The sequence below is a fragment of the Marinococcus sp. LNHM3E3-2.2 genome (assembly GCF_056034385.1).
This window is the reverse complement of record NZ_JBQLIC010000002.1, coordinates 67925-94900: the sequence shown is the minus strand read 5'-3', so window position 1 is coordinate 94900 and position 26976 is coordinate 67925. Positions and strand designations below refer to the sequence as shown.

The window sequence follows — 26976 nt, the reverse complement described above, 5'->3', positions numbered from 1 at the left end:
TATTAAAGGTGGTGGTACCACGGGCGCAGATAAAGCCGGGCCAATTTAATTTGTTGCGTAGTATACAGCAAGCAGCAAAAGATCCAAGATAATCAGCGCTGTTGTTTGAATGAAAAGCATACGGAAAAAAGAAATCTGAATGACTTCAGAGGGAGCAAGCCGTTGTTCCCAGCCTTGAGTCGAAGGTCTGGAGGGAGCAAGGCGGTGAGCCACTTTTCGAAAGCTGTGGGTAATGGCATCGAAAAATCCTCCGCGCATTACAAACGCTGCAATGAAAATGATTAGATAAAACAGACCTACATAAAACACATAATTGATCACATTCAGCAGTTCAAAGGCCGGAGAAAAAATGAAAAACAGCAGGCCGGCAGCTATTAAATTAGCGGCAAATACAAAGAGATTCAGCTTCCAATGCATAGACGGGACTCCTTCAGGAATTTTATAACGCCCATTATTATAGCACAATTGCTGTCCACCGCTGAATAGGATCTTTCATTTACGAATAATTGCCCTGCAGGTAAAAACATTAATGCTTTTCGTATAGACAAAGCGAATAAATTTTCATTTTCGCAAAAAATTAAAAAATTAATGAAAATATTCGCAATTTCTTGTATACTTTGTAAATACAGAGATAACAGAAATTTTACACAATAAAATAACGAAAGTTTTGGGGAGGTCAACATATCTTATGAAAAAGACAAAAATGACAGTATTAGCTTCTGCATTAACAGCAAGCACAGTGCTCGCAGCGTGTTCCGGCGGCGGGGGCGGAGAGTCCGGCGGAGACGGCGGCAACGGCGGTGGTGATGGAGGCGGTGAAGGCCAGGCAAGCGGGGATCAGGTAGTCAACCTGGCGCAGTCTGCGGATATTCCTTCCATGGACCCGTCACTCACCACGGATACATACGGTATTCAGTGGACAGGGGAAATTTATGAAGGTCTTTACCGCCTGGGTGAAAACGGAGAGACAGAAGAAGGGATTGCCATGGGAGAACCGGAAGTGAGTGATGATGCGCTTACGTATACATTCAATCTCCGTGAGGATGCCACCTGGACAAACGGCGACCCTGTCACAGCTCAGGATTTCGTTTATTCCTGGCAGCGTGCCGTGGATCCGGAAACGGCTTCTGAGTATGGCCCTTACATGATGGGCGGCGTTATCGACAATGCTACCGAGATCAGTGAAGGCGAGGCAGACCCCGAAGAACTGGGAGTCGAAGCCGTGGATGATTATACGCTTGAAGTAACACTTGAAAAAGCGACACCTTACTTTGAATCATTAGCTACGTTCCCAACCTTCCTTCCATTAAATGAAGAATTTATTGAAGAGCAGGAAGATGATTATGCCCTGGGACCAGACAGCATGATGACGAACGGCCCGTTCACAATGGAAGAGTGGAATCAGGGTGAAAGCATGACGTTTGTGAAAAACGAAGACTACTGGGATGCAGACGCTGTGCAGCTTGAAGAAATCAACGTCCAGGTTGTAAAAGAAGTATCCACTGGCGTTAACCTTTACGATACTGGCGAAGTGGACCGTGCAGGAGTTAGTGCAGAATTTGTGGACGAATACAGCACGGAGCAGGATTTCCGTACGGTAGAGGAGCCGACTGTTTTCTATCTTAAAATGAATCAGGAAGGCAATGAAGCCCTCGATAATGAAAATATTCGTAAGGCTATCCAAATGTCTGTGGACAAAGAAGGATTAACGAACACGATTCTAAACAACGGTTCTATTCCTGCTGAAGGTTTAATGCCTGCAAACTTTGTGTTCAGTCCGGATGGTGAAGAAGACTTCCGCGAGCAGAACGGAAACCTTGCTGAAGTAAACAAAGAAGAAGCTCAGGATCTCTGGGAACAGGGGCTTGAAGAAGTCGGCACCGACAGTGTAGAGGTTGGCTTCCTGGGAGATGACACAGAAACGGCTCAAAACACTAACGCCTATATTAAAGAACAGCTGGAAACCAACCTTGAAGGCTTGACTGTTGATGTTCAGGAAGTGCCTTTCCAGGAACGCCTGGACCGTGACACGAACATGGATTACGACATGCAGTTTGCCGGATGGGGACCAGACTACGTGGATCCAAACACATTCATGAACCTGTTTGAAACTGACGGCGAAAATAACCATATGGGCTACTCCAACGAAGAATATGATTCCCTTCTTGAAGAAGCAAACAGTGATTTGGCTACAGAGCCTGAAGCACGCTGGGACAACTTCCTCCAGATGGAACAGATTCTTATTGAAGAGGATGCCGCAATTTCACCATTGTACCAGCGCTCCCAGGCTTATCTCTGGAACCCGGCGCTGCAGGGAGTTATCGTAAACTCTGCCGGTCCTGATTTTGAATACAAATGGGCCTACATGAACGAAGACGCGACAGAAGAATAAAAATTAAATAAAATAATATTTTCAGGGGGCAAGAGAGTATATCCATGATAATTGGCTTATACTCTCTTTTCCCTTGTTTCCTGTTAATTTACAAATATGAGCAGCAAAGAAAAACATCATGAAATCTCCAAGGAGGAAAAAAGCACATGGCTCGTTACATTGTCACAAGAATGGTCTACATGGTGATTACACTCTTTATTATCGCCAGTATTACATTCTTTCTTATGAAATTAATGCCGGGGACACCGCTGAGCGCTGCCGACCGCCTGCCGGAAGCCCAGCAGCAGATTGTGCTGGAGCAGTACGGATTGGATAAACCGGTGCCGCTGCAATATGTTGACTACATGCTTGGCCTGGTCCAGGGAGACCTGGGGGTTTCTTTTCAGTTTGATAACCGGGATGTTTCCTCAATACTTGAGAACCGTATCGGCCCATCCCTGCAGCTCGGGATTCAGTCGTTAATCATAGGTTCTATTTTAGGCGCTATACTAGGGCTGATTGCTGCTATTTTTCATAACGGTATTTTAGACTTTGGTTCCACGCTGCTTGCAGTTATTGGGACTTCTATTCCCTCCTTTATTTTTGCAGGGCTGCTTCAATATTACTTAGGTGTGCAATGGCAGGTGCTGCCGGTCGCCACGTGGGGCACATTTGCCCACACTATTATGCCGACAATTGCTTTATTAATATTCCCTATGGCGATTTGTGCGAGGTTTATGCGTACAGAAATGCTTGAAGTACTTAATAAGGATTATATTATGACAGCTAGAGCCAAAGGGGTTAAATGGTCTTCTGTAATTTTGAAGCACGGGCTGCGCAATGCGCTGATCCCATTAATTACAGTGCTCGGTCCGCTTGCGGTCAGTCTGTTGACTGGAACGCTTGTTATCGAGCAGATCTTTGCGGTGCCGGGGATCGGGGAACAGTTTGTCACAGCTGTAACGACTAACGATTATCCAATGATTATGGGAACAACGCTGTTTTTCAGTTTCTTGTTCGTTCTGATTATTTTAATCATTGATATTCTTTACGGCATCATCGATCCGAGAATCCGCCTGGATGGAGGGAAATAAGACATTATGCAGCACGAAAATGATAAAGAAAAAAAATATAATAAGGAATTGTTTTCCCCGGCAGATGTCAATGAGGAGGAAACAGAGAAAATCAACCGCCAGAGCCGGACGTTCTGGCAGGATGCGTTCCGCGCGCTGCGTAAAAACGTAGCAGCTATGATTTCTCTGGCCGCTTTAGTGTTAATTACGCTGCTCGCGATATTTGGCCCAATGATGAATGAATACACGCCGAGGGAGCAGGATTTATCGAGGTCCAATCTGCCTCCAAAGGCACCTGTTTTAGAAAACATTGGGTTTTTAAATATGGACGGCCAGGAAACCTATGTATTCGAGCATATCTCCGCCGAGCAGGCGCAGATGAACGCTGAAAGCCGTTTCGGTGAAGGGGACTACGTAGAATATGAAACGCTGAGTGAAGGCGACGGTTCGGTAGGATCCGCCCAGGTTCAGGCGAGTGTTGATACTTATGCAGAAGCCGGGGTGGAAGAGAACTTTTGGTTTGGTACAGACCGGCTCGGTCGTGATCAGTGGACAAGAACGTGGGACGGTACAAGGGTATCGCTCTACATTGCCCTGATTGCGACGCTGCTTGATTTGTTTATCGGTGTTGCCTATGGTGGTATTTCCGGCTTCTTTGGCGGAAGGACAGATAACATTCTGCAAAGAATACTCGAAATTCTCTCCGGTATACCGAATTTGGTTATATTAATTCTGATGATTGTCGTACTCGATCCGGGTATCCTTTCCATATCGCTTGCGATTGCGATTACCGGATGGATCGGGATGTCGCGTATCGTCCGGGGAGAAATTCTTAAGCTGAAAAACGAAGAATTTGTGTTGGCTTCCCAGACGCTCGGTTTATCTAACTCCAAAGTTATTACAAGGCATCTGGTGCCAAATACATTAGGCTTAATCATTATAAACACGATGTTTACAATTCCGAATGCGATTTTCTTCGAAGCTTTTCTGAGCTTTATCGGCCTTGGACTGCAGGCGCCGAATGCTTCGCTCGGGGTGTTGATTGATAACGGCTTTGATGCTCTGCAGACTACGCCGCACGTATTAATATTCCCAGCCGTCGTGCTATCGGTGTTAATGATTGCCTTTAATATTCTGGCTGACGGTATGCGTGATGCGTTTGATCCGAAGATGCGCGATTAGAATGTGGGAGGAACGAACATGAGTAATGAGACCATTTTAGAAGTGAAAAATTTAAGTGTTTCCTTTAAAACCGCCAACGGTGAAGTTCAGGCGGTAAGAGACATTAGTTTTTCAGTCGGAAAAGGGGAAACGCTGGCGATCGTAGGCGAGTCCGGATCGGGTAAATCGGTGACGACAAAAGCGCTGATGGGCCTGCTTCCGGCGCCGAAGGGTTATATTAAAAACGGCAATATTCTATACGGGGATGAGGATTTTGCCAAGCTGAGCGATAAACAGATGACCAAATACCGGGGCAAGGATTTTGCGATGATTTTCCAGGATCCGATGACGTCCCTGAACCCGACGATGAAGGTAGGAACGCAGGTGATGGAAGGGCTGCGGATGCACCGCGGCATGAACAAAGAGGAAGCGAAAACAGAAGCGGTGCGGCTTCTGGAGCTGGTCCGGATTCCGGATGCGAAGGCAAGGATGGATCAATATCCACACCAGTTTTCGGGCGGTATGCGCCAGCGGGTGGTCATTGCTATTGCACTTGCCTGCGACCCGAAGGTATTGATCGCAGACGAGCCGACAACAGCGCTCGACGTAACGATTCAGGCTCAGATTCTCGATATCATGAAAGACATCCAGCAGGAGTTTGAAACCTCGATCATTTTCATTACGCATGACCTGGGTGTTGTGGCAAATGTGGCGGACCGGGTGGCAGTTATGTATGCTGGTAAAATTGTAGAAATCGGTTCTGTTGATGAACTCTTTTATAACCCCAAGCATCCGTATACATGGGGCCTCCTAGGCTCCATGCCGACAGTAGACCAGCGCGAGGAAGAGTTGTTTGCCATCCCGGGGACGCCTCCGGATCTGCTTCATCCTCCCAAGGGAGACGCTTTTGCTCCCCGGAACCGGTACGCGCTGAAAATCGATTATGAAGAACAGCCGCCGATGTTTCAGGTCTCTGAGACGCATTACGCAGCGACATGGCTGCTGCACGAAAACTCACCGGATGTACAACCACCCGCCTCAGTACAGCAGCGCATTGAGGAGATGGACGGGAAATGGGAGGCAGGACAGTAGATATGAGTGATGAGAAATTACTGGAAATCAAAAATCTGAGTCAGCACTTTAAAACAGGCAGAAAGAGTGTCGTTCGGGCAGTCGATGGCTTGAATTTTGATATATATAAAGGTGAAACGTTTGGCCTTGTAGGAGAATCGGGCTGCGGAAAGTCAACGACCGGGCGCTCGATTATCCGCCTGTATGAAGCGACTAGCGGCGAGGTTTTGTTCAAGGGAGAAAATGTGCAGGGGAAAAAATCCAAGGCGGAGCTGAAAAAATTTAACCGCCAGATGCAGATGATTTTCCAGGATCCATATTCCTCGTTGAACCCGCGGATGAAGGTCATTGATATTATCGCGGAAGGCATTGATATTCACGGACTTGCAAAGGATAAAGAGGAGCGGCGTCAGCGTGTGTATGATCTGCTCGAAACGGTCGGGCTGAGCAGGGAACACGCGGAGCGCTATCCACACGAATTCAGCGGGGGCCAGCGCCAGCGGATCGGGATCGCGCGGGCGCTTGCTGTGAAGCCGGAATTTATCATTGCCGATGAACCTATTTCGGCTCTCGATGTGTCGATTCAGGCACAGGTCGTTAACTTAATGAAAAAGCTTCAGCGGGAAGAGGATTTAACGTACTTGTTTATTGCCCACGACTTGTCCATGGTAAAATATATCAGCGACCGTATCGGTGTCATGTATTTTGGACGTCTGGTAGAGCTTGCTTCGAGTGAAGAGCTTTACAGAAATCCACTGCATCCGTATACGAAATCGCTTCTATCCGCGATTCCACAGCCGGACCCGGTACACGAACGCACAAGACGCCGGCTTGCTTATAACCCGGAAGATCATGACCAGAGCGAAGAGCCTGAATTCCGGGAAGTAACAAAGGATCACTACGTGCTGTGCACAAGTAAAGAATTTGAAGAGATGCAGCAGCAGGCACCGGTATAAAATATATCTCCCCGTTCCATAAGCCGTAGAGGAACGGGGAAATTTTCTTTCTGTATGGGTTGATCAACGGTTGGGCCTGTGCTATGATTATCGTTGTCAGTCACCAAGCTACATATTTTTCAGCACGGAGGAGTACCCAAGTCTGGCTGAAGGGAGCGGTCTTGAAAACCGCCAGGGGCTTTGCGGCCCGCGGGGGTTCGAATCCCTCCTCCTCCGCCATTAATTTACCAGTGATAACTGCCCGAGACGGCAGTTTTTTTTAACGCCACTACCCGTTACAAGTGAAAAGAGGGCAGACGGTAATGGATCTACATACATATTGGATGCAGGAAGCCATCCGCGAGGCAGAGCAGGCAGAAGCAGCTGGAGAAGTGCCTATCGGTGCGGTCATCGTTTATCAGAATGAAGTGATAGGTCGGGGACGGAACAGGCGTGAGGAAGATCAGCAGGCCTCTGCTCATGCTGAGATGATTGCCATTCAGGAAGCCTGTACGTTTTTAAACAGCTGGCGGCTTGAGGAATGCACGCTTTACGTTACGCTTGAACCGTGTCCGATGTGCGCAGGGGCTATTGTGCAGTCCCGGGTGCCTTCCGTCGTTTTTGGAGCGTACGACCCAAAGGCAGGCTGCGCCGGAACGCTGATGAACCTGCTTCAGGAGGAGCGCTTTAATCACCGCTGTGACGTCATTCCCGAAGTTGAAAGCACCACCTGTGCACGTCTTCTCACGTCATTTTTCCGGCGAATGAGAGATAAGAAAAAGAATAAAAAGAAAGAAAACGGGGAATAGCTCTACAGTCGTTTAATTCTATTTGGAATATAGAAGCAGGCCGTGCTATATTTAACAAAATTATTGAATAAACAGGAGGTTTTCCAGTGCGTTCAAATCAATTTACCGTGGAAACGGCGCAAAAGCTTTCCGAAAAGCTGAATGTTCCGGCTGAGCAAATCATGCATACACCACCTCATCTGATTAAAGAAAAAATTGCCGAATGGGAAGAAAAAGAAGTCGGTAAAAGCTCTTGTAAATCCATGTCTGCCGATTAAACTTCACCGGTTGCATATTATCGAAAAAATAGATATACTTATTAATGCGCTTCAATTAGAAGTGCCTAAATAGAGTGAACCCATTTGCCGTGCTAAGTGGGGAGGTAGCGGTGCCCTGTACTTGCAATCCGCTATAGCAAGACCGAATCCCTTTCCGAGGCTTTATTTTTGTAGGGTCTGCCCTGCGTAAGTGGTGTTGACGTCCAGGTTCTGCGCAACGGAAACCCGCGAACCCTGTCAGGTCCGGAAGGAAGCAGCAGTAAGCGGACTCTTCCGTGTGCCGCAGAGCTGCCTGGACCGAGCAAACTGCGCAGGTAACGCTTATGAAAATATTGTCGAAGAAAGGTGCACGGCTCTATAAACATATCAGCTAAACGATTCCGTTTCAGGGGTCGTTTTATTTTTATATTTGCATGCCTCCTCAGGTCGTTTGAGTTTTGAAAATACCTTTATAAATAGGTATAATGGACAGAGGAAGAAACGGAAAAGAAGGGGGGAAACATGGTTGGGCCATCAAGCTTTATACCGGATGTGGCGGCCGCAGCTGCTCGAAGACGTAGTGGGCCAAGAACATATTACAAAAACGCTTCAAAACGCCCTCGTGCAGGAAAAATTCTCCCATGCTTACTTATTCAGCGGTCCAAGAGGAACAGGAAAAACGAGTGCCGCTAAGATCTTCGCCAAAGCAATTAACTGTGTGCAGGCTCCGACAGCTGAACCATGTAACGAGTGTGATGCCTGCAGAGGCATTATGGACGGTTCAGTCGTTGATGTGATAGAAATTGACGCTGCCTCCAATAACGGAGTGGATGAAATTCGTTATATCCGCGAAAACGTGATTGCCGCTCCGAGGGATATCCGTTATAAAGTGTATATTATCGATGAGGTGCACATGCTGTCGACCGGGGCTTTCAATGCGCTGCTGAAAACATTGGAAGAGCCTCCGAAGCATGCTGTTTTTATTTTGGCTACCACGGAGCCGCATAAAATTCCGCTTACAATTGTTTCCCGCTGTCAGCGTTTTGATTTTAAGCGTATCCAGCCGGAGACGCTGGTCGAACGCATGAAATATATACTTGAGGAGCAGCAGGATTCAGCGGAGGAGCAGGCACTTTACCTGATTGCCCGGGCGGCGGAGGGTGGAATGAGGGATGCCCTCAGCCTGCTTGACCAGGCAATGTCGTTTGCTGAAGATGCGGTACAGGCAGAAGACGTACTGGCGATCACCGGTGCCGTTTCGCAGCAGTTTTTGACAGATACCGTGCGTGCATTGAAGGAACAGAATACAGCTGAAGCGGTGCAGGCAGCCGACCGTCTGGTAAAGGAAGGCAAAGACCCGGTTCGTTTTATGGAAGACATCATCTACTATCTCCGGGATATGCTGCTGCACCAGGCAGCTCCGGGGATGCAGGAGCTGCTGGACCGGGCTACACTTGATCAGGAATTTGAATCCCTGTCTTCTGATGTCCCGGCAGAATGGATTTACCAGATGATTGATCAGTTAAATAAAATTCACCAGGATATGCGCTGGTCTAGTCATCCTAAAATCTTTTTGGAGGTTGCGCTGATTCAGTCCTGCCACCTCTCTTCCGGAGGTACCGCCCCGGTGGCAGAAAGCAGTATTTCGGATGACAGAACTGAGCGTCTCGAAAACCGTATTGCGTCGCTTGAAAAAGCATTGAAAGAAAAACCAGGGCCCCCGGCAGCTTCGGTTCAGGAAGCTTCGGCAGCTGAAGAGCCGAAGCCGGAGCCGGCCAGGCGTGCTTCCAAAAAAGGAGCTTCTTCTTCCCCGTCACAGGGTAAAGTTAAAGAGATTCTAAAAACAGCGACGAAGCAGGACCTGCAGGACCTGGCCAATCAATGGAACAATGTGATGAATGCGATGCGGGCGAGAAGCGTGCCCGGACATGCTTGGCTGAACAACTCTAAACCAGTGATTGTGAATGAAACAGCCGTGCTTTTGGCTTTTAAAAACGAAATGCACCGCAATATGATTGAAACAAAGTTCCGCCAGGAAGTTATCGACGCCCTTCGGGAAATCACAGGGAAAGAACTGGAGCCATACACGATCCTTTCAAATGAATGGGAAAGGGTTAAGGAAGATTATAAGCAGCATCAGCAGGAAAATGGAACGGAAGCAGCAGAGAGCGAAGAAGCCGAAGCTCCGGAAAATTCACAGGAAGAGGCGCCGGATCCGTTGGTGGAAGAAGCAGTGAAGCGCTTCGGCTCTGAGTTTGTCGAAGTCGTGGATCACTAATATGAGGAGGAATTTATAATGAAAAACCAGGCAAATATGATGAAGCAGATGCAGAAAATGCAGAAGGATATGCAGAAAGCTCAGGAAGAACTGAAGGAAAAATCGGTAGAAGCAACTGCCGGCGGCGGAGCTGTAAAAGTAGTAGCTTCCGGGGATAAACAGATTTTAGACATTGAAATTGACGAAGATGTTGTTGATCCGGACGATGTTGAAATGCTTCAGGACCTTATGCTTGCAGCAATGAACGAAGCACTGAAGAAAGTGGATGAGCTTGTTGAGCAGGACATGGGGAAATTTACTAAAGGAATGAACATTCCCGGAATGTTCTAGGAGGAGATCAGGTGCAGTATCCGACACCTATTTCGCAATTAATCGACAGCTTTATGAAGCTGCCCGGCATCGGCCCGAAAACGGCCGGCCGGCTGGCTTTTTATGTATTAGATATGAAAGAAGACGATGTTCTCGAATTTGCCAAAGCGCTTGTTAATGCAAAACGGGAACTGACATATTGTTCGGTCTGCCACCACATTACTGATACGGATCCATGCTATATCTGTCAGGACAAGCAGCGCGACCGCTCTATCGTATGCGTCGTGCAGGACGTCAAAGACGTTATAGCTATGGAAAAAATGCGGGAATTTTCAGGGCTGTACCACGTGTTGCACGGGGCGATTTCCCCGATGGACGGTGTCGGGCCCGAGGACATTAACGTGCCGGATCTGTTAACCCGGCTGCAGGACGAGCAGATTCAGGAAGTGATCATCGCGACGAACCCGACTATTGAGGGAGAAGCTACAGCTATGTATATTTCGAAGCTGTTAAAACCAACTGGTATGAAGGTGACAAGAATTGCTCATGGTCTGCCAATCGGCGGGGATCTGGAATACGCTGATGAAGTAACATTATCAAAAGCCATTGAAGGACGTCGCGAGCTGTAGGGGGATCTGTATGCCACTGAAAAAGAAGCTGAAAAAACAGGAGCTCGAACGGCTGAAGGACCATATCTACGATGCGAAGGAAAAAATGGAGCAGTATCAGCAACTGTTGAATAAAAGCGTGGAGCCGTCGGAAGAGCTTACGATCCAGTTTAAAATTCATCAGGCCAAGTATGTTTTTTTACTCAAAGAAGCAAGGCATCAGAGGTATGAAGTAAAAACAAGCCCGTTTATTCGGAATTAATACAAAAAAGCCGCTTTAGGCTTCTGGGATATCCGGAATCTGAAGCGGCTTTTTACATAATAGGAAAGAAACACTCAGATTAAGAAAGTAGATATTATTCAAATTTTGTTGTATTACTTCCTTAAAAGCCTCATGATACGATTATTTTTGAAAGCGATTACATTAATGAGGGGGATATATCATGGGGAGTAGATGGAAAAAGCCGGTAGCGGCTTCACTGGCTGGTGTACTAGCGCTCGGTGGGCTCGCTGCGTGCGGAAATGACAGTAGCAGCGGCGGCGGAGATGACGATGTGGTAACGCTCAGCTACTGGAAATCGGCTGATACAGGACGTCCTGATTTTGAAGCATTCATGGAAGTAGTAAATAAATTTAATGATGAACATGAGGATATCCAACTGGATGTAAATACAACACCGAATGATGATTATCGTACAAGGTTAAATACACGGGCCGCTGGCGGGGACCTGCCGGATGTATTCCAGGTATGGCCGGGAGCAGAGCTCCGACCGCTTGTGGAAGCGGGCGCGGTGGAGCCGATTGATGATATAGAGGATTACTGGCTTGACAGCGGTTTACTGGAAGAGGGATCCTTTGATGAGTTTACAATAGAAGACAACACATACGCAGTGCCGGTAAATAGTAACCCAACACATTTTATATACTATAACAAGGATATGCTAAGTAAGGTCGGATATGACAGCTTTCCTGAAGATTACGACGGATTTCTGCAGCTTATTGAAGATCTAAAGGATGAAGATGTAACGCCAATATCTCTTGGAAATTCAGGCGGATGGGTTTTGCAGTCAGTCTACATCTCCACTATAGCGGACCGGTTTACAGGTCCTGACTTTTTGGAGGATGTGGAAAATGGAGATAGAAAATTTACTGATCCAGAGTTTATCCAGGGTCTTGAGGTCATTGAAGAATTAAATAACATGGAAGCGTTTAATAATGATTTGAATACGATTGACAGTATGCAGATGATAGATCAATTTCTGCAGGAGGAGTCTGCCATGGTAATGGATGGCAACTGGGCGGCTACTGAAATTATTGAAAATAAACAGGAGGATCAGAATATTGGTCTTGCTACGATTCCTTTAGGGGATCGTAACAGCATTTCAAATACAATGGGAAGCGCGAGCGCGATTAACAGTGATATCTCTGACGAGAAAAAAGAAGCAGCCAAAGAATTCTTAAAATGGCTCTATAACGAGGAGTTGTTTAAAGAGCTTCAATCGGTGGGACGGATTGTACCGACAAATGTAGAAAATCCAAATGATGAACTGGATCCGCTTATAAAAGAAATGATGGAGCTTACGCAGGAGGCAGAAAATGCCCCAGTGTATGATGCCACTCTCACTCCGAGCTTAAACGATGAACTTGAAAACCAGCTTCAGGCTTTAACTCTAGGGGAAACGACGCCGGAAGAAATCGGTGAAGCTTTGCAAAAAGAAGTAGAGTAGTTCAGCCTGTCTGCCTATCAGAGACAATTTCGTATATACTAAGTAAAAGGAGGATAACCGAATTCCAGGTTTATCCTCCTTTTTGTTCAAAGAAAGGAGGGCAGGGCAGTGAGTAAAAAGCTTCAAGTAAAGGACTGGAGCCTCAAATCAAAATCAACCATCATATTTCTTTGCCTGGCTACGCTTCCTATCTTAGCAGTAAGCGTTATCTTTTTTTATCAGTCTAACAATATTCTTCGTCAACAGGCCCTTGAAACCTCCAATCAAAACCTTTCTTCCATTGAAGCTGACTTAAGTAACACAATGAGAGAGATTGAGGATATTTCGGAATACATTATATATAATAACGAATTCCATCAGTATTTGACCCTTGAAGACGGAGAAGCCACGGTGGAAGAATTCAGCAACATGAATGAAAATCTGCGCGCATTTTTCACCTTTCATTTAACAAATAAAAGTTATTTTCAGTCTGTTTTTATTGAAGGAGAAAATGGACGTTCCATTATGATGGGGGACTATGTTGAAGACGAAAATGAGAAGTGGGTCAAGGTCTCGAGAGAACTGGAGGGTCGGGTGCTGTGGACAGATCCATACGAAGTGCAGACGGGTTTTCCGGCAGAAGAGAAAAAAGTGATCAGCCTGTTTCGCCAGATTAACAGCAGGTATGATTTTACGAATTCAATAGGAGAGGTACGGATCCACTTAAATGAGCAGCAATTGTATGATTACTTAATGAGCGATCTGGAAAACGACTCCAGCGATTTATTTGTACTGAGGGAAGATGGCACATTGATGCTTCATGCAGACAAAGAAACCGCCGGAAGCTCTTTTTCCGACCAAACACTTATGCGGCGAATAAAAAACGAACAGGAAGAGCCCTTTAAATACAGCTACAACGGCGAAGATTATTACGTTTCCTCCAAGCAGCTCGAAGATTTATATCTTGTTTCTATGGTGAAGGAATCGTATATAGCAACGGAGCTTTCCAATGTACGCCATATTACTGCCGGTATTATCATTGGCACTATTCTTTTAAGTATCCTGGTCATCACAGGCTTTTTCATGTTTGTTTTGAAGCCTATAGGAGCCTTAACACGAGAAATTAAAAGGGTGGAAAAGGGAGATTTTACTGCCCGGGTGGAAGTAGCTTCCAAAGATGAAATCGGTACGCTAAGCAGACGTTTTAACCGAATGGTGCAGGAAATTCAATCATTGATCAATACAAAATATAAATTGGAGCTCAAGACGAAGGAATCAGAGCTGAAGGCGATGCAGAGTCAGATCAATCCGCATTTTCTATATAATACTCTGGACATGATCCGATGGTCAGCGAGGCTGGAAAACGCCCCTAACACTGGTAAAAGCATTGAAGATCTTTCCCGGATTTTCCGGCATACCTTAAGCAAGGGCAACACTTGGGTGGACCTTGAAGATGAATTAATGAGTACGAAAAGTTATTTGGAGCTTCAAAAACGAAGAATGGGGGCAAAACTTCATTACTCATTATTTGTGGAAACAGGACTGGAGCATGTGCCCGTCATGAAAATGATTGTGCAGCCTTTGATTGAAAACAGCATTGAGCATGGAATGGGAGCTAATAAACAGACGATCCATATCGATGTCCGGGCTTATCAGGTGGGAGAGAAGCTTATTATAGATGTCATAGATAATGGGCTGGGCATTGGGGCTTTGGATATTAAAGAATTAAAAAGCAGCTCTCCTGAATCGCGTCAGGGATTTGCGCTGCAAAATATTGAGAAGCGTATTACCACTACTTACGGGGAAGCCTTTGGTTTGAATCTGGTGCCGGCAAAGAAAGGAACGCATATTCAAATACATTTCCCTGTTTTAAAAGAAAAAAATACCGAATCGTACCTCGACCATGAGGAGGGGGAGGCAAATGACAACGAAAATACTGATCGTGGACGATGAACCTATGATCTGCGAAGGGCTTTCTCAAACGATTGATTGGAAAAGCATTGATGTAGAGGTAGAAGGTGTAGCTTATGACGGTATCGAGGCATTGGACATATTAAAAGAGCACAAAATAGATATCGTTCTTACGGATATTACGATGCCTAATATGGATGGCCTTGCTTTAACAGAAGAATTGACAGCGCTCCATCCGGATATAGAAGTGATTATGTTCAGTGGATATGATGAATTCGAATACGCTAGACAGGCTCTCCGCCTGGGAGTGAATGACTTTTTACTGAAGTCAATCGACATTGAAGAGCTGTTAACAATCGTAAAACGACTTCAGCACAAAAAACATTATGATAGTAAAGACTATAATGATCCGGGGGAGAAGCTAAAGCTTGCAGTGCAAAAACAGCTTTTCCGTCACCACATTACAGTTGGAGAAATGGTTCGATGGGAAGAACAGTACGAAAGCTATTACGTAGTGGTTGCAGAAATAAAGGAATATGCCCTTGGGAAAGGACGAATAGAAAAAGAAGGGCAGAAAGAGCAGTTGATGCAGATGTTTGAAGAAAATCTGGCGGTGTGGTCTAAGCAATTCGTCCGCGTATGGAGGCATGAAAATGAATGGATATATATATGCTGTGGGGACGACTCGGGCCTGACTGTAAAGAAAGAACGAATAACGAAACTGCAGGAACAAATCGAAGAGAAAGGGATAAACGTCCAGGCAGCAGTGTCTGCTTCCGGGTCTTTTCAAGATATCCGAAGGCTCTATGAACAAGCGGATACATTTTTAACCAGCATTAGAGGTACCTCTAAACGCGTTACATCCAGGCTAAATGAAAAAATACAGGAACCATCCCTGTCGGTTACAAAAGCCTTTCAGGATCAGCTGGCTGTTTTTATTATGGAAGGACGAACTGGAGAGGCGAAAGAACTTGTACAGAAAGTATTTGACGAATTAATTGAAAAAGATACAGCTGTTGAACCAGCCTTCCGTATGATGAGAGAGCTTGAAGTAGTAATAAAAAACAAGGTGTTTTCCCAAATACAGGAGCGGACGTTTGATATAAATGAGTTTAAGCTTCAGCAGGATGTCGATATGCGTATTTATAATACAGTCGAAGATATTCAAAGCTTCTTCATGGAGGATATGCTTCGCATGGCCGGAGCTTTATCAAACAGAAAAGAAACTAATTGGATCATTGATCAGGTGCTCAGCTACATGAAGCACAATTATCAGCACGATCTGCAGGCAAAAACGATCGCTGAAGATCACTTCATTACTCCAAATTATTTCAGTATATTATTCAAGCAGGAAACAGGATTGAGCTTTTCAGATTATTTAAATACGCTCCGCATCGAAAAAGCCTCAGAGCTGCTGGTCACTACTTCAAACCGGGTATTTGAGATTGCCGAATATGTCGGCTACAGCGAGTACAAATATTTTGTGAAGGTGTTCAAGAAATATAAGGGAACGACCCCTACGCAGTACCGGGCTATGAATACAACAAATACTCAATAAATGTGGATATTATGTTAAAAAAGTCGATTTTTTGTATAAGCCACTCCTTTTATAATCAAAATGTAAGCGTTTTCTAAAAAGGGGTGGGAAAAATGCACTTGCTCAGAAGTCCATGGAAAATTGGTTTAGGTTTGGTGCTGCCATTGATTATTTATATGGTATTTGGCATTATTCCGATTTTTATTTCTTTCTACTATTCTTTTATGGCCTGGGACGGCTTCTCCGCCATGAGCTTTGTCGGAATAGAAAATTACATTACTGCATTTCAGGATTCTACGTTCTGGCTGTCACTGCGTAATAATATTTTAGTGGTGCTTGCCTCTGTACTTGGACAAATTCCAATTGGGCTGGGTCTGGCTCTATTATTAAACCGGAAAATTAAAGGAGCGAAGTTCTTCCGGACGATCGGTTTTCTTCCAGTAGTTATTTCGACCGTGGTCATCTCTATTACATGGAGAATGATCTACAACTCAGAGCAGGGTCTTCTTAATAATTTACTGGAGACTACAGGGCTTGGTTTTCTCCAGCAGAACTGGCTTGGCGACCCGGATTCCGCCATATTTGCTATTTTAATTACGATAGTCTGGCAGTTTGTTGGCTTGTATTTCATTATATTTCTTTCTGCTCTCCAGACGATTCCCAAGGAGCTGCTCGAAGCAGCAGAACTTGACGGGGCAGGGGAATGGCATAAGATCATTCACATTACACTTCCTTCTATCCGAAACGTTATTTTAGTCGCGATTGTCCTGTGCATAAGCGGTAGTTTAAAAACATTTGATTTGATTTATGTTATGACGCAGGGAGGACCCGCGCATTCCACAGAGGTAATGGCTACCTATATGTACAGCGAAACATTTGAAGGTTTGAGCTACGGGTATGGAAGTGCGCTTTCGATTTTAATTCTCGTATTCAGCTTAATCCTGATTTTGATCACGACAAAAGTAATGGGCGTTAAAAGAACATAGAGAAGGGAGAAAAGAAATATGATGGGAAATAAAGTAGAACCAAGAGAAGCGGCTCCCGTAGACCGGGACGCTGTGGCGAAAACAAAAAGAAAACTCCGGCGGACGCTTGTATACATCATTTTAATTTTATTCACCATCGTGAATGCGTACCCTATCTTCTGGATGATCATGAACGCATTTAAAACGAGCCAGGATTTTTCGTTAAATCCGTTCGGGCTTCCGGCTAATTGGGTTTTCGAAAACTTTCAGGATGCGTGGGTAACAGCAAATATCGGTACATTTTTCTTTAACAGTGTATTGGTCGGGGCGGTGGCTGTGCTGATTTCTATTTTTTCCGGCGCACTTGCAGCCTACTTTTTATCCAGGTTTGAATTCCGGGGTAAAAAATTCATTTATGGCTTTCTCGTGATTGGTCTTTTGATCCCGATCCACGCCACACTCGTACCGATGTATATTCTTATGCAGAATTTAGGAATTTTAAATACATACTGGGCATTAATTTTCCCGTATGTAGCGTTTAATCTGCCTATCACAGTATTTTTACTTACCAGCTTTATGAGTTCGTTCCCGAAGGAAATGGAGGAATCAGCAATTATGGACGGGTGCGGGGTCTTCCGTATCTTTTGGTCCATTATTCTGCCAATGACAAGGCCGGCCATTGCTACGGCAGTCATCATCAACTTTATTAATAACTGGAACGAGTTTGCATTCGCCCTGGTGCTTATCAGCGACGAAGCGCTTCAAACACTGCCACTCGGCCTGGCAAACTTTGCAGGAGCCTATACAACAAATTATCCGGCTCAGATGGCAGGGTTAACCCTTGTACTGGTCCCGACAATCATTTTTTATCTGCTGATGGAAAAGCAAATCGTAGAAGGTATGACGCAGGGAGCTGTAAAAGGCTGATATTTTTAAAATGAAGGAGACGAAAATATGTCTACTAAAACATTAACTATTCCAGAAAATTTTATGCTCGGGGCCGCGCTGTCGGCCTGGCAGTCGGAGGGCTGGTCCGGGAAGAAGGAGAGCCAGGATTCATATATGGACCTTTGGTATAAAAATAATCGGCATGTCTGGCATGACGGCTATGGTCCGGCCGTGGCCACGGATTTCCGAAATCGGTACAAAGAAGACATCAGCTACATGAAAACCATCGGTCTGACGCATTTTCGCACCTCGGTGAACTGGTCCCGGTTTTTAACCGATTATGAAAATGCCATTGTTGATGAAGATTATGCTTCGTATGTGGAGGACATGGTGGATGAATTAATCGCCCAGGGGGTAGAGCCGATGATCTGCCTCGAGCACTACGAGATTCCCGCCGAGCTGTTTGAGCGGTACGGCGGATGGGAGTCAAAGCATGTCGTGCTTTTGTTCGAAAAATACGCTGAAAAAGTGATGGACCGGCTCGGGGACCGGGTCAAGCACTGGCTGACGTTTAATGAGCCCATCGTGCCGCAGACCCGCATGTATTTGGATGCGATTCGTTATCCCTTTGAACAGAACACCAAAAAGTGGATGCAGTGGAACTTTCATAAAACACTTGCGACCGCCCGGGTCGTGAAACTATTCCGGGAAAAACAGCTCGCTGAGAGGACTGGAGCGAAAATCGGTGTCATTCTCAATCCAGAAGTCACGTATGCCCGTTCGACAGCGCCTCATGACCAGGAGGCAGCAAACAAGCACGATCTTTTTTTTAACCGGATGTTTCTGGATCCAACGATTAAAGGAGAGTATCCGGAAGAGCTGTATGAGCTGATGCATAAGCACGATATTGCCTTTACCGCGACCGGGGAAGACCTGGATACGATCCGCAGCTATACCGTGGACTATGTCGGACTGAACCTGTATTTTCCTCACCGCGTGCAGGCACGGACGTCCGGGTGGAACGAGCAGGTTCCGTTTCATCCAAGGTACTATTACGATCCCTTCGACCTCCCTGGGAAAAAAATGAATCCTTACCGCGGATGGGAGATCTTTCCGCGTATTATGTACGATATGGCGATCCGCATGAAAGAAGAGTATGGAAACATCGAATGGTTTATTGCGGAAAACGGGATGGGGGTTGAAAACGAGCAGCGGTTCAAAAATGCGGAGGGAATCATTCAGGATGATTACCGGATTGCGTTTATTACCGAGCATTTAGCATGGCTTCTGGCGGCCGTCAACGAAGGCGTGAACTGCCGGGGCTATATGCTTTGGGCCTTTTCCGACAACGTTTCCCCGATGAACGCGTTTAAGAACCGGTACGGGCTCGTCTCCATCGACCTGGAAAATAATCGGGACCGGACCATGAAAAAGTCCGCCTATTGGTTCCAGAATGTGATCAAAACCCGTACACTTAAGGTGGAAGAAGAGCCTTATAAATAAAAGGGCGGGGATAATATGAATACGTATTTAGCAGTAGATCTGGGCGGTACCTTTATAAAATATGCGTTAATCACGGAAGAAGGAACGATTCAATTAAAAGAAAAAACCAAAAGCCCTGTCAGCGTCGATGCTTTAGTAGAAACAGTAGGCCAGCTTTGTGAAAAGCTCTCTCCTATTCAGGCAGTCGCAGTGAGCTCACCGGGTGCAGTAACTGAAGAAGGTATTATAAAAGGATCCAGTGCTCTTCCCTATTTGCATGGTCCGAATATAAAAAAACTGCTTCAGAAAAGAGTGCAACTGCCGGTTTATATGGAAAATGATGCGAATTGCGCAGCATATGCGGAAGTATGGAAAGGGGCAGGAACCGAAGTCCGGGATATGCTGTCGGTAGTTATTGGAACAGGCATTGGCGGAGCGATTATTAAGGACGGAGTGCTGCACCGGGGAAATAATCTGCACGGTGGTGAATTTGGCTACATGCTGTTAAATGCAGAGGAGTTAGGATTTAGCCAGACGTGGAGCGGATTGGCGTCTACCCAGGCATTGGTACGTCGGTTTGCCAATTCGAAACAAAGAGATCCCGCTGACTATACGGGGGAAGATGTTTTCCGGCTTGCAGATGAACATGATCAGGAGGCTGCAGCAGCTGTAGAAAAATTTTATTACTATGTAGCGGCAGGCATTTACAACCTACAGTACATGTACGATCCGGAATTAATCACTATTGGTGGCGGAGTGAGCGCTCGCGAAGATCTTATTGCAAAAGTGAATGAACAATTGGATAGAATGATGGAATCTCTGCCGCTGGGGAAAATCAAGCCATCGATCGCAGCCTTTAAGTTTCGTCAGCATTCCAACCTCCTCGGGGCTGTGTATCATGGCCTAATGGAGCAGAAGAAAAAAGAACAGCAGAAAAATTCTTCAATATAAACCTTTTATAGTACGGTGAAGATAAAAATAGTATACGTACTGGGGCCAGAAAAGTTTATATTTCTTTTCCGGCTTTTTCTTTAGGTTAATAAACCTTCCGAAAAGGGAAGAGAACTACCGAACAAAAGCATGAACATATTTCAAGCTTTCAGGGAAAGGATGAGTTATTGATGAATAGTTCAATTCCGGAAATCCGTCTGAATGATGGCCTGACGCTTCCAGTCATCGGTTTTGGGACCGCGGCGGTGATTGGAAATGAGGGCGCTAATGCTGTGGACCGGGCGATTCATGCAGGCTATCGTCTGATCGATACGGCATACAACTATGAAAATGAGGGTACCATAGGAGAAGCTGTGCGGCGCAGCTCTGTCCCGAGGCAGGAGCTCCGGATAACGTCCAAGCTGCCGGGACGCTATCAGAAATATGAAAAGGCCGTGCCGGCAATCCAGGAATCGCTGTACCGCGCAGGGCTGGATTACTATGATCTGTATTTGATTCATTGGCCGAATCCGAAGCAGGGGCATTACGTTGAAGCATGGCAGGCGTTGATTGAGGCTAAAAAATGGGGGCTTGTCCGCTCCATCGGGGTATGTAACTTTTTGCCGGAACACCTGGAACATCTTGAAAAAGAGACAGGCGTGAAGCCGAGCATCAATCAAATTGAACTGCACCCGTATTTTAATCAGGAAGAATCAAGAAAATGGCACGAAAAGCATGACATCCAAACCGAATCCTGGAGTCCGCTGGCAAAGGCGAGCGATGTACTGCAGGATGAAACGCTTCGTAAAATAGCAAATAATCATAATAAAACGGTATCTCAGATTATTCTGCGCTGGCATTATCAGCTGGGCACAATACCGATACCGAAATCGATGTCGCCCCGCCGGCAGATTGAAAACCTTTCGATCTTTTCCTTTTCGCTCGATGAGCGCGAAATGGAAATGCTTGCTTCGTTGACTCAGCCGGACGGGCGCATAAATGATCAGGACCCAGCGGTATACGAAGAGTTTTAAACCTGTGCTATATAATATAAAAAAGCCGGAAAGAGGGCGCTCCTCTTTCCGGCTTTTGCGTAAGGATAATATTAAACGGTTTTTGGCACCTGATGGAAGCAGCGCTTGTAGATCCACTCGTAGTCGGACACTTTCAAGTCGCGGGGATTGCCCTCTGTCTGCGGGTCATTCATTGCTTCTTTGGCAAGACGCTCGGTCATATCAGGATTTACGCCCTGCTCTTCGAGGGAAGGAATGTCGAGCTCTTCCGCGAGATCATACATATACTGGATAGAAGCTTTAGCTGCTTCTTCGGTGCTCATGCGTACGGTGTCGATGCCAAATGCCTGGGCAACACGTGCAAAACGCTCCGGGGCACCCTTCCAGTTGTATTCCATTACCGGTCCCATCATAGCTGCGACGCACTGGCCGTGTGCTACTGGAATAATACCGCCAAGTGTCTGGCTCATGGCGTGCGCAGCGCCGGCAGATTCACTGCCGTAGGAAAGGCCTGCAAGCATTGCAGCCTGTGCCATGCCATAACGGGCTTCAAGATCCTCGCCGTCGGCATAGGCACGGCGGATGTATTTTGCAGCGTACTCAATCGCAAGCAGTGCCACCGCATCTGTGACAGGCTGGGCGAATTTCATTGTATAGCATTCAACCGCGTGAGCAATCGCATCAATACCGGTCATGGCAGTTATATGCGGAGGCATGGAAACGTGCAGCTCCGGATCAATGATGGTTACGTATGCCGGGATGAGCGGGCCGCCAGTGTTAAATTTAAATTCGCGGTCTTCGTCTGTGATCACCGCCCACTGGGTTACTTCAGAGCCAGTGCCTGCTGTTGTCGGTACAGTGATGAATGGAGGAATGCGGCGCTCCAGCGGCTTTTTGCCCTCAGCAGCTTCATAATCTAAAATCGAGCCTTCGTGGGTAGCTTCAACGCCGATCGCTTTTGCGGTATCCATCGAGCTTCCGCCGCCGACAGCAACCAGACCATTGCAGTTTTCTGCTGTGTAAAATTTGGAGCCTTCTTCAATAAGACGTACGGGAGGGTTTGGCTCTACCTTGTTAAAAAGAACGACCTCTACACCGGAAGCTTCAAGATTTTCGATAACAGGCTTTGTTACGCCTGCATTATGGATACCCGGGTCTGTGACGAGCAGTACTTTGTCAGAGCCGAGGGCTTTGATTTCTTCACCAATATGTTTGATGGCACCGATGCCGTGCTTGATTGCTGTTGGTACTTCAAATGTGTGATAGCTTAACATGCTTTCGACTTTCATGTTCATGCTCATGGGAAAATCCTCCTTAATGAATGAAAAAAGATCCTTTTTTCCAAAGCGAGGGCTTTTACAAGAAGCTGCACTGGATAAAAAGAATCCTTTTTATATTTTATTTTAGGACTTAATTGTCCCTGCATCCGACGGATCAACGCCGTGACGATAAAATTTTGTATGCATCGGTTCGAGCGGCTCACGCTCAAGGATCAGGTCCGCTGCTTTTTCAGCGATCATGAGTACCGGTGCATGAATGTTTCCGTTCGTCACATAAGGCATGACAGAGGCATCCACGACGCGAAGATTTTCGACACCATGTACTTTCAGCGTCTTCGGATCAACAACGGCCATTGGGTCTGAAGCAGGCCCCATTTTCGCAGTACAGCTTGGGTGCAGCGCCGTTTCGGCATCATTCGCAACCCATTCCAGAATTTCTTCGTCTGTCTGTACAGCGTCCCCTGGAGCGATCTCTCCAGAATTGAATGGTTTCATGGCTGGTTGTGCCATGATTTCACGGGAAATGCGGATCGCTTCAACCCATTCGCGTCTATCCTGCTCCGTGGAAAGGTAGTTGTACACCATGCTTGGATGCTCCCTTGGATCCCTGGAGCGGATCTTCAGGCTTCCTCGTGCATCAGAATACATTGGCCCAACGTGCACTTGGAATCCGTGCTTTGTATCTGCTTTCTTGCCGTCATAGCGTACTGCTACCGGGAGAAAGTGGAACATTAAATTCGGATAAGGAACAGTCTCGTTAGAGCGGACAAAGCCGCCTCCTTCAAAATGATTCGACGCTGCGGGACCTTTACGGCCAAGCAGCCACTGCAGACCGATCCAAGGCATTTTCAACTTATTCAAGCTTGGCTGCATGGAAACCGGCTGCGGGCAGGAATACTGAATATATGCTTCCAAATGGTCCTGCAGATTTTCACCGACACCCGGCAGATCAACGACCGGCTCGATTCCAAGCGAACGCAGGTGTTCTGCGTCCCCGACACCGGAAAGCTGAAGCAGCTGCGGAGAATTGATCGCGCCGCCGGAAAGAATGATCTCTCCTGCGTTCACCTTCAGCGTTTTGCCGTTGTGTTGATAGGTTACACTTTCTGCCTTTGTCCCGTTAAAATCTATGCTTTCAACAAACGCACGGGTTCTTACGGTAAGGTTTTTCCGATTCATGACCGGGTGTAAAAATGCCCGGGAAGCAGACATTCTTCTGCCTTTATGGATATGCTTATCAAATGGCCCGAATCCTTCCTGGCGGTAACCGTTCACGTCCGGTGTGCGCGTATAGCCTGCTTCTACAGCTGACTCAAAAAACGCCTCGAACAACGGGCTCGTTGCTGGTCCCCGTTCCAGCTTAAGCGGACCGTCCTGACCTCGGAACTCGTCTCCTTCTTCAGCTGCCAGCGCGTTTTCCAACCGCTTGAAGTATGGAAGACAGTGCGCGTAGTTCCACTCCTCCATACCTTCGTCTGCACCCCATCGTTCATAATCGAGGGGATTCCCGCGCTGATAAATCATGCCGTTAATAGAGCTGGATCCGCCGAGTACTTTTCCTCGCGCATGCTTAATGCGCCGGCCGTTCATGTATGGTTCCGGATCAGACAGATACTTCCAGTCATAGAGACTCTTTCCTGCAGGGAACGGCAGCGCCGCCGGCATCTGAATCAGTAAGTCCCACGCATAGTCACTTCGCCCTGCTTCTAGTACAAGCACGCTATTATTTCTATCTGCGCTTAACCGGTTCGCAAGTATAGATCCTGCACTTCCTCCACCAATAATTACATAGTCAAATGTTTCACTCATATTGTGCACCCCCAAAGATTTTCTTTGTTTAACGATGTGTGTGAAGCTATATAATAACTTTTGATCCAACTATGTTATTTCGTGGAGAGTTATTAATAAAATGATACTTACTCAACATAAAAAAACGAGAAATGATTTATAGAGTTTATGTCTATAGGAAGGCGTCAGCCTGCGTAAGCGGAAGACGTCGTATTTTTTGCTGGTTTTTTAGAAAAAATTCAGAGCTTCCGGGTTCGTGTTACGGAAGATGTGTTTGGTTTCGGTGTACTCTTCCATGCCTACCTTGCCAAGCTCACGGCCGATGCCGGACTGCTTGTAGCCGCCCCAAGGCGCCTGGGCAAAATAAGGATGGAAGTCATTGATCCAGACGGTGCCAAGACGGAGGCCGGAGGCCACCCGCTCGGCTTTGCTGATGTCGGTGGTAAACGTAGCGCCGGCAAGGCCGTACACTGTGTCGTTCGCTTTTTCCACGGCTTCTTCTTCCGAAGTGAAGGTTTCCACGGTAAGTACCGGGCCGAAGATTTCTTCCTGCACGATTCTCATGTCGGAGCGGCAGTCGGTAAAGATTGTCGGCAGAAGAAAGAACCCTTTTTGGAGCGTTTCGTCGTCCGGGCGTCCGCCGCCGACCGCAACGGTTGCTCCTTCCTGTTTACCGATGTCGATATAGTTTTCGACCTTGCTCAGGTGCTCTGCGGAAATAAGCGGTCCCATCTGTGTTTCTTCATTCTGACCGCTGCCGAGACGAATGTTTTTCACCCGATCAACGATCGCGTTGACGAAATCGTCATGGATAGATTCCTCCACCAAAAGCCGTGCTCCGGCGGAACAAACCTGTCCGGCATGAAAAAAAGCGGCGTTTAGCGCCTGGTCCACGGCAAGATCGAAATCCGCATCGGCAAAAACAATGTTAGGGTTTTTACCACCGAGCTCAAGGGCGATTTTTTTCATATTGGAGGTGGCGGACTGCATGATTTTACGGCCGGTTTCAATACCGCCTGTAAAGGAAATCAGGTCCACGTCCACGCTTTCAGAAAGCTCCGCACCGACGTCGGTGCCTTTTCCGAGCACAAGGTTGGCCACGCCTGCCGGAAGGCCGGCTTCTTCCATCAATTGAAATACCTTGACGGTCGTAAGCGGCGTAATTTCACTTGGTTTGACGATAATGGTGTTTCCCGTTGCAATAGCCGGTGCGATCTTCCAGGATGCCTGCAGCAGCGGGTAGTTCCAAGGGGTGATTTGACCGCATACGCCGACAGGTTCACGGACAACTTTGCTGTCGGAATTGGGCAGTGGAGAAGCGATATATTCGCCGCCGTCTTTATCAGCAAGTCCGGCAAAATAGTGGAACACTCCGGCGATATCGTCCATATCAGCACGGCTTTCGGTCATTGTTTTACCTGTATCGAGCGTTTCGAGCTCTGCGAGTTCTTCCTTATCCCGCTCAATGAGCTGGGCGACCTTTAATACATACGCTCCGCGCTCCGAAGCGGAAGTAGCGGCCCATGGTCCTTTGTCAAATGCCCGGCGGGCAGCCTGTACGGCTTTTACAGCGTCCTCACGGGAGCCTTCGGCTGCCTGCGTAATAACGCTTTGGTCAAGCGGATTAATAATGTCCCGGGTTTTGCCGTTAGCAGCGTCGACCCATTCGCCGTCAATATACATGCGAATATCCATATGTGTATGCCTCCTAGTCGTTAACTTTGTTAAAAAAATATTTAACGTTTTGAATAACCTAAATCTATCAGCTTTCAATTATCTTGTCAAAGACCTTCAGGGAAATTTTCATCCAGCGCCCGGAGTCATTACCCTGAAATAAATAAATTTTAAAATTTTTATTAGGCTCTCTCGCGCGTGCGAGTATATCCGAAGCCTTTTTATTTCCCGGGGAATGCACATAAAGATTAGATTCCAATATTTTTGATTAGGCATTTGACAAGAAATTTTTATACGTTAAGATTAGATACTGTGAAGAAAATATTTAACAAATTGAATTTTTTTAATAGAAAAGGAGGGGCCCATGACGGATTCTCATCACCAGGATGAATGGAGGGAGTCACTCGAAGGCGCCAAAGATATTATCATTGATTCCCTGGCTGAAACCATGGATTTGTACGGTGTCACCAGAAGCGTTGGCACGTTGTATGGGACAATGTATGTTGAAGGCGATATGACGCTGGATGAAATGAGAGAAAAACTCGGAATGAGTAAACCGAGTATGAGCACTGGAGTACGAAAGCTTCAGGAGTTCAATGTTGTAAAGAAAACGCACCGGCGCGGAAAGCGAAAGCAGACCTACGTAGCCGAAAAGGATTTTTTCCGTTTTTTCACCAACTTCTTTGCCCAGCAGTGGGAGAGAGAAGTGCGGACGAATTTGAGCGCTATCGAAAGCGCCTGGGAACAATTGGATATGCTGATTCAGTCGGAAGAAGCAGAAGAATCCATAAAAGAAGAAGCCCGGGAGATTCAGCGAATTCTCAGCCAGTCGATCAAGTACTACAAATGGTTGAGTCGTCTCGTGGAGTCTATGGAAACAGGAGAATTATTTAAATATATTCCGATAGAAGAAGATGATGAAAAAGAGAGATAACAGTTTTACTTTATCTC

At 46.5% G+C, this 26976-nt stretch carries 24 protein-coding genes, 1 tRNA gene and 1 other RNA gene; 22 read left to right on the top strand and 4 right to left on the bottom strand.

Features of this window, described 5'->3' with window-relative positions:
- Nucleotides 1-45: 45 nt before the first annotated feature.
- Complete coding sequence (locus ACTRXF_RS03025) at nucleotides 46-417, bottom strand: DUF3899 domain-containing protein (protein ID WP_474261219.1); 372 nt, start codon at nucleotides 415-417, stop codon at nucleotides 46-48.
- Nucleotides 418-688: 271 nt separating this feature from the next.
- Here ACTRXF_RS03025 and ACTRXF_RS03020 point away from each other — a divergent pair, with 271 nt between their 5' ends.
- The 21 genes from ACTRXF_RS03020 to ACTRXF_RS02920 all read left to right on the top strand — a co-directional run bounded on the left by ACTRXF_RS03020 (nucleotide 689) and on the right by ACTRXF_RS02920 (nucleotide 21304).
- Nucleotides 689-2392, top strand: a complete 1704-nt coding sequence (locus ACTRXF_RS03020) for a peptide ABC transporter substrate-binding protein (protein ID WP_474261218.1) — start codon at nucleotides 689-691, stop codon at nucleotides 2390-2392.
- A gap of 146 nt (nucleotides 2393-2538) precedes the next feature.
- Nucleotides 2539-3465 (top strand): oligopeptide ABC transporter permease, encoded by a 927-nt coding sequence (opp3b, locus tag ACTRXF_RS03015; RefSeq protein WP_474261217.1) that lies wholly within the window; start codon nucleotides 2539-2541, stop codon nucleotides 3463-3465.
- 6 nt (nucleotides 3466-3471) lie between these two features.
- Complete coding sequence (gene opp3C, locus ACTRXF_RS03010; RefSeq protein ID WP_091615150.1) at nucleotides 3472-4626, top strand: oligopeptide ABC transporter permease; 1155 nt, start codon at nucleotides 3472-3474, stop codon at nucleotides 4624-4626.
- 18 nt (nucleotides 4627-4644) lie between these two features.
- Nucleotides 4645-5697 carry an ABC transporter ATP-binding protein gene (locus tag ACTRXF_RS03005; RefSeq protein WP_474261216.1) on the top strand — a complete coding sequence of 351 codons (1053 nt, stop codon included), beginning with the start codon at nucleotides 4645-4647 and terminating at the stop codon, nucleotides 5695-5697.
- A 2-nt stretch (nucleotides 5698-5699) separates the two neighbouring features.
- Entirely contained in the window at nucleotides 5700-6632 is a 933-nt protein-coding gene (locus ACTRXF_RS03000) for an ABC transporter ATP-binding protein (RefSeq protein WP_474261391.1), read from the top strand.
- Nucleotides 6633-6758: 126 nt separating this feature from the next.
- Nucleotides 6759-6851 (top strand) — tRNA-Ser (locus tag ACTRXF_RS02995).
- An 83-nt stretch (nucleotides 6852-6934) separates the two neighbouring features.
- The gene (tadA, locus tag ACTRXF_RS02990) at nucleotides 6935-7420 is read left to right on the top strand and encodes a tRNA adenosine(34) deaminase TadA (protein WP_474261215.1); all 486 of its coding nucleotides are present in this window, start codon (nucleotides 6935-6937) and stop codon (nucleotides 7418-7420) included.
- Nucleotides 7421-7506: 86 nt separating this feature from the next.
- Nucleotides 7507-7677: a YycC family protein gene (locus ACTRXF_RS02985; RefSeq protein WP_322525327.1), complete on the top strand. Its 171-nt coding sequence runs from the start codon at nucleotides 7507-7509 to the stop codon at nucleotides 7675-7677.
- An 87-nt stretch (nucleotides 7678-7764) separates the two neighbouring features.
- Nucleotides 7765-8030, top strand: an RNA gene (ffs, locus tag ACTRXF_RS02980) — signal recognition particle sRNA large type.
- A 152-nt stretch (nucleotides 8031-8182) separates the two neighbouring features.
- On the top strand, nucleotides 8183-9934 hold the full coding sequence (gene dnaX, locus ACTRXF_RS02975; protein WP_474261214.1) for a DNA polymerase III subunit gamma/tau: 1752 nt from the start codon (nucleotides 8183-8185) through the stop codon (nucleotides 9932-9934).
- Nucleotides 9935-9952: 18 nt separating this feature from the next.
- Nucleotides 9953-10264 (top strand): YbaB/EbfC family nucleoid-associated protein, encoded by a 312-nt coding sequence (locus tag ACTRXF_RS02970; protein WP_022792923.1) that lies wholly within the window; start codon nucleotides 9953-9955, stop codon nucleotides 10262-10264.
- An 11-nt stretch (nucleotides 10265-10275) separates the two neighbouring features.
- Nucleotides 10276-10872, top strand: coding sequence for a recombination mediator RecR (recR, locus tag ACTRXF_RS02965; protein ID WP_091615138.1), 597 nt, complete (start codon nucleotides 10276-10278; stop codon nucleotides 10870-10872).
- A 10-nt stretch (nucleotides 10873-10882) separates the two neighbouring features.
- Nucleotides 10883-11113: a YaaL family protein gene (locus tag ACTRXF_RS02960; RefSeq protein WP_474261213.1), complete on the top strand. Its 231-nt coding sequence runs from the start codon at nucleotides 10883-10885 to the stop codon at nucleotides 11111-11113.
- Nucleotides 11114-11294: 181 nt separating this feature from the next.
- A complete protein-coding gene (locus tag ACTRXF_RS02955; RefSeq protein WP_474261212.1) occupies nucleotides 11295-12578 on the top strand; it encodes an ABC transporter substrate-binding protein in 1284 nt (427 codons plus the stop codon).
- A 108-nt stretch (nucleotides 12579-12686) separates the two neighbouring features.
- On the top strand, nucleotides 12687-14510 hold the full coding sequence (locus ACTRXF_RS02950; RefSeq protein WP_474261211.1) for a sensor histidine kinase: 1824 nt from the start codon (nucleotides 12687-12689) through the stop codon (nucleotides 14508-14510).
- Nucleotides 14479-16026 carry a response regulator transcription factor gene (locus ACTRXF_RS02945; RefSeq protein WP_474277754.1) on the top strand — a complete coding sequence of 516 codons (1548 nt, stop codon included), beginning with the start codon at nucleotides 14479-14481 and terminating at the stop codon, nucleotides 16024-16026. Before ACTRXF_RS02950 ends, ACTRXF_RS02945 begins: the two co-directional genes overlap by 32 nt.
- A gap of 92 nt (nucleotides 16027-16118) precedes the next feature.
- Nucleotides 16119-16991, top strand: coding sequence for a carbohydrate ABC transporter permease (locus ACTRXF_RS02940; RefSeq protein WP_474261209.1), 873 nt, complete (start codon nucleotides 16119-16121; stop codon nucleotides 16989-16991).
- Nucleotides 16992-17009: 18 nt separating this feature from the next.
- The gene (locus tag ACTRXF_RS02935) at nucleotides 17010-17897 is read left to right on the top strand and encodes a carbohydrate ABC transporter permease (RefSeq protein ID WP_474261208.1); all 888 of its coding nucleotides are present in this window, start codon (nucleotides 17010-17012) and stop codon (nucleotides 17895-17897) included.
- Between the two features lie 27 nt (nucleotides 17898-17924).
- Nucleotides 17925-19361: a glycoside hydrolase family 1 protein gene (locus ACTRXF_RS02930; RefSeq protein ID WP_474277752.1), complete on the top strand. Its 1437-nt coding sequence runs from the start codon at nucleotides 17925-17927 to the stop codon at nucleotides 19359-19361.
- A 15-nt stretch (nucleotides 19362-19376) separates the two neighbouring features.
- On the top strand, nucleotides 19377-20291 hold the full coding sequence (locus ACTRXF_RS02925; RefSeq protein WP_474261206.1) for an ROK family protein: 915 nt from the start codon (nucleotides 19377-19379) through the stop codon (nucleotides 20289-20291).
- Between the two features lie 170 nt (nucleotides 20292-20461).
- Nucleotides 20462-21304: an aldo/keto reductase gene (locus ACTRXF_RS02920; RefSeq protein WP_474261205.1), complete on the top strand. Its 843-nt coding sequence runs from the start codon at nucleotides 20462-20464 to the stop codon at nucleotides 21302-21304.
- A 71-nt stretch (nucleotides 21305-21375) separates the two neighbouring features.
- Here the strand turns inward: ACTRXF_RS02920 and ACTRXF_RS02915 are convergent, their stop codons facing one another.
- The 3 genes from ACTRXF_RS02915 to betB all read right to left on the bottom strand — a co-directional run bounded on the left by ACTRXF_RS02915 (nucleotide 21376) and on the right by betB (nucleotide 26046).
- Nucleotides 21376-22584: an iron-containing alcohol dehydrogenase gene (locus tag ACTRXF_RS02915; RefSeq protein WP_474277750.1), complete on the bottom strand. Its 1209-nt coding sequence runs from the start codon at nucleotides 22582-22584 to the stop codon at nucleotides 21376-21378.
- Between the two features lie 102 nt (nucleotides 22585-22686).
- Nucleotides 22687-24372 carry a choline dehydrogenase gene (gene betA, locus ACTRXF_RS02910; protein ID WP_474261203.1) on the bottom strand — a complete coding sequence of 562 codons (1686 nt, stop codon included), beginning with the start codon at nucleotides 24370-24372 and terminating at the stop codon, nucleotides 22687-22689.
- 207 nt (nucleotides 24373-24579) lie between these two features.
- Nucleotides 24580-26046: a betaine-aldehyde dehydrogenase gene (gene betB / locus ACTRXF_RS02905; protein WP_474261202.1), complete on the bottom strand. Its 1467-nt coding sequence runs from the start codon at nucleotides 26044-26046 to the stop codon at nucleotides 24580-24582.
- Nucleotides 26047-26389: 343 nt separating this feature from the next.
- Between betB and cudC the strand changes: the two genes are divergently transcribed.
- Nucleotides 26390-26959, top strand: coding sequence for a choline uptake/conversion transcriptional regulator CudC (cudC, locus tag ACTRXF_RS02900; protein ID WP_474261201.1), 570 nt, complete (start codon nucleotides 26390-26392; stop codon nucleotides 26957-26959).
- The last annotated feature ends 17 nt before the right edge of the window (nucleotides 26960-26976 follow it).

What these genes read in the sequence shown, in the direction of transcription:
- ACTRXF_RS02970 (WP_022792923.1), top strand. Translation starts at nt 9,953, where the DNA reads ATGAAAAACCAGGCAAATATGATGAAGCAGATGCAGAAAATGCAGAAG.
- ACTRXF_RS03000 (WP_474261391.1), top strand. Translation starts at nt 5,700, where the DNA reads ATGAGTGATGAGAAATTACTGGAAATCAAAAATCTGAGTCAGCACTTT.
- opp3C (WP_091615150.1), top strand. Translation starts at nt 3,472, where the DNA reads ATGCAGCACGAAAATGATAAAGAAAAAAAATATAATAAGGAATTGTTT.
- cudC (WP_474261201.1), top strand. Translation starts at nt 26,390, where the DNA reads ATGACGGATTCTCATCACCAGGATGAATGGAGGGAGTCACTCGAAGGC.
- ACTRXF_RS02940 (WP_474261209.1), top strand. Translation starts at nt 16,119, where the DNA reads ATGCACTTGCTCAGAAGTCCATGGAAAATTGGTTTAGGTTTGGTGCTG.
- betB (WP_474261202.1), bottom strand. Translation starts at nt 26,046, where the DNA reads ATGGATATTCGCATGTATATTGACGGCGAATGGGTCGACGCTGCTAAC.
- ACTRXF_RS02930 (WP_474277752.1), top strand. Translation starts at nt 17,925, where the DNA reads ATGTCTACTAAAACATTAACTATTCCAGAAAATTTTATGCTCGGGGCC.
- opp3b (WP_474261217.1), top strand. Translation starts at nt 2,539, where the DNA reads ATGGCTCGTTACATTGTCACAAGAATGGTCTACATGGTGATTACACTC.
- ACTRXF_RS02960 (WP_474261213.1), top strand. Translation starts at nt 10,883, where the DNA reads ATGCCACTGAAAAAGAAGCTGAAAAAACAGGAGCTCGAACGGCTGAAG.
- tadA (WP_474261215.1), top strand. Translation starts at nt 6,935, where the DNA reads ATGGATCTACATACATATTGGATGCAGGAAGCCATCCGCGAGGCAGAG.
- ACTRXF_RS02925 (WP_474261206.1), top strand. Translation starts at nt 19,377, where the DNA reads ATGAATACGTATTTAGCAGTAGATCTGGGCGGTACCTTTATAAAATAT.
- ACTRXF_RS03005 (WP_474261216.1), top strand. Translation starts at nt 4,645, where the DNA reads ATGAGTAATGAGACCATTTTAGAAGTGAAAAATTTAAGTGTTTCCTTT.
- betA (WP_474261203.1), bottom strand. Translation starts at nt 24,372, where the DNA reads ATGAGTGAAACATTTGACTATGTAATTATTGGTGGAGGAAGTGCAGGA.
- ACTRXF_RS02920 (WP_474261205.1), top strand. Translation starts at nt 20,462, where the DNA reads ATGAATAGTTCAATTCCGGAAATCCGTCTGAATGATGGCCTGACGCTT.
- ACTRXF_RS02915 (WP_474277750.1), bottom strand. Translation starts at nt 22,584, where the DNA reads ATGAGCATGAACATGAAAGTCGAAAGCATGTTAAGCTATCACACATTT.
- ACTRXF_RS03020 (WP_474261218.1), top strand. Translation starts at nt 689, where the DNA reads ATGAAAAAGACAAAAATGACAGTATTAGCTTCTGCATTAACAGCAAGC.
- ACTRXF_RS02945 (WP_474277754.1), top strand. Translation starts at nt 14,479, where the DNA reads ATGACAACGAAAATACTGATCGTGGACGATGAACCTATGATCTGCGAA.
- ACTRXF_RS02935 (WP_474261208.1), top strand. Translation starts at nt 17,010, where the DNA reads ATGATGGGAAATAAAGTAGAACCAAGAGAAGCGGCTCCCGTAGACCGG.
- ACTRXF_RS03025 (WP_474261219.1), bottom strand. Translation starts at nt 417, where the DNA reads ATGCATTGGAAGCTGAATCTCTTTGTATTTGCCGCTAATTTAATAGCT.
- ACTRXF_RS02955 (WP_474261212.1), top strand. Translation starts at nt 11,295, where the DNA reads ATGGGGAGTAGATGGAAAAAGCCGGTAGCGGCTTCACTGGCTGGTGTA.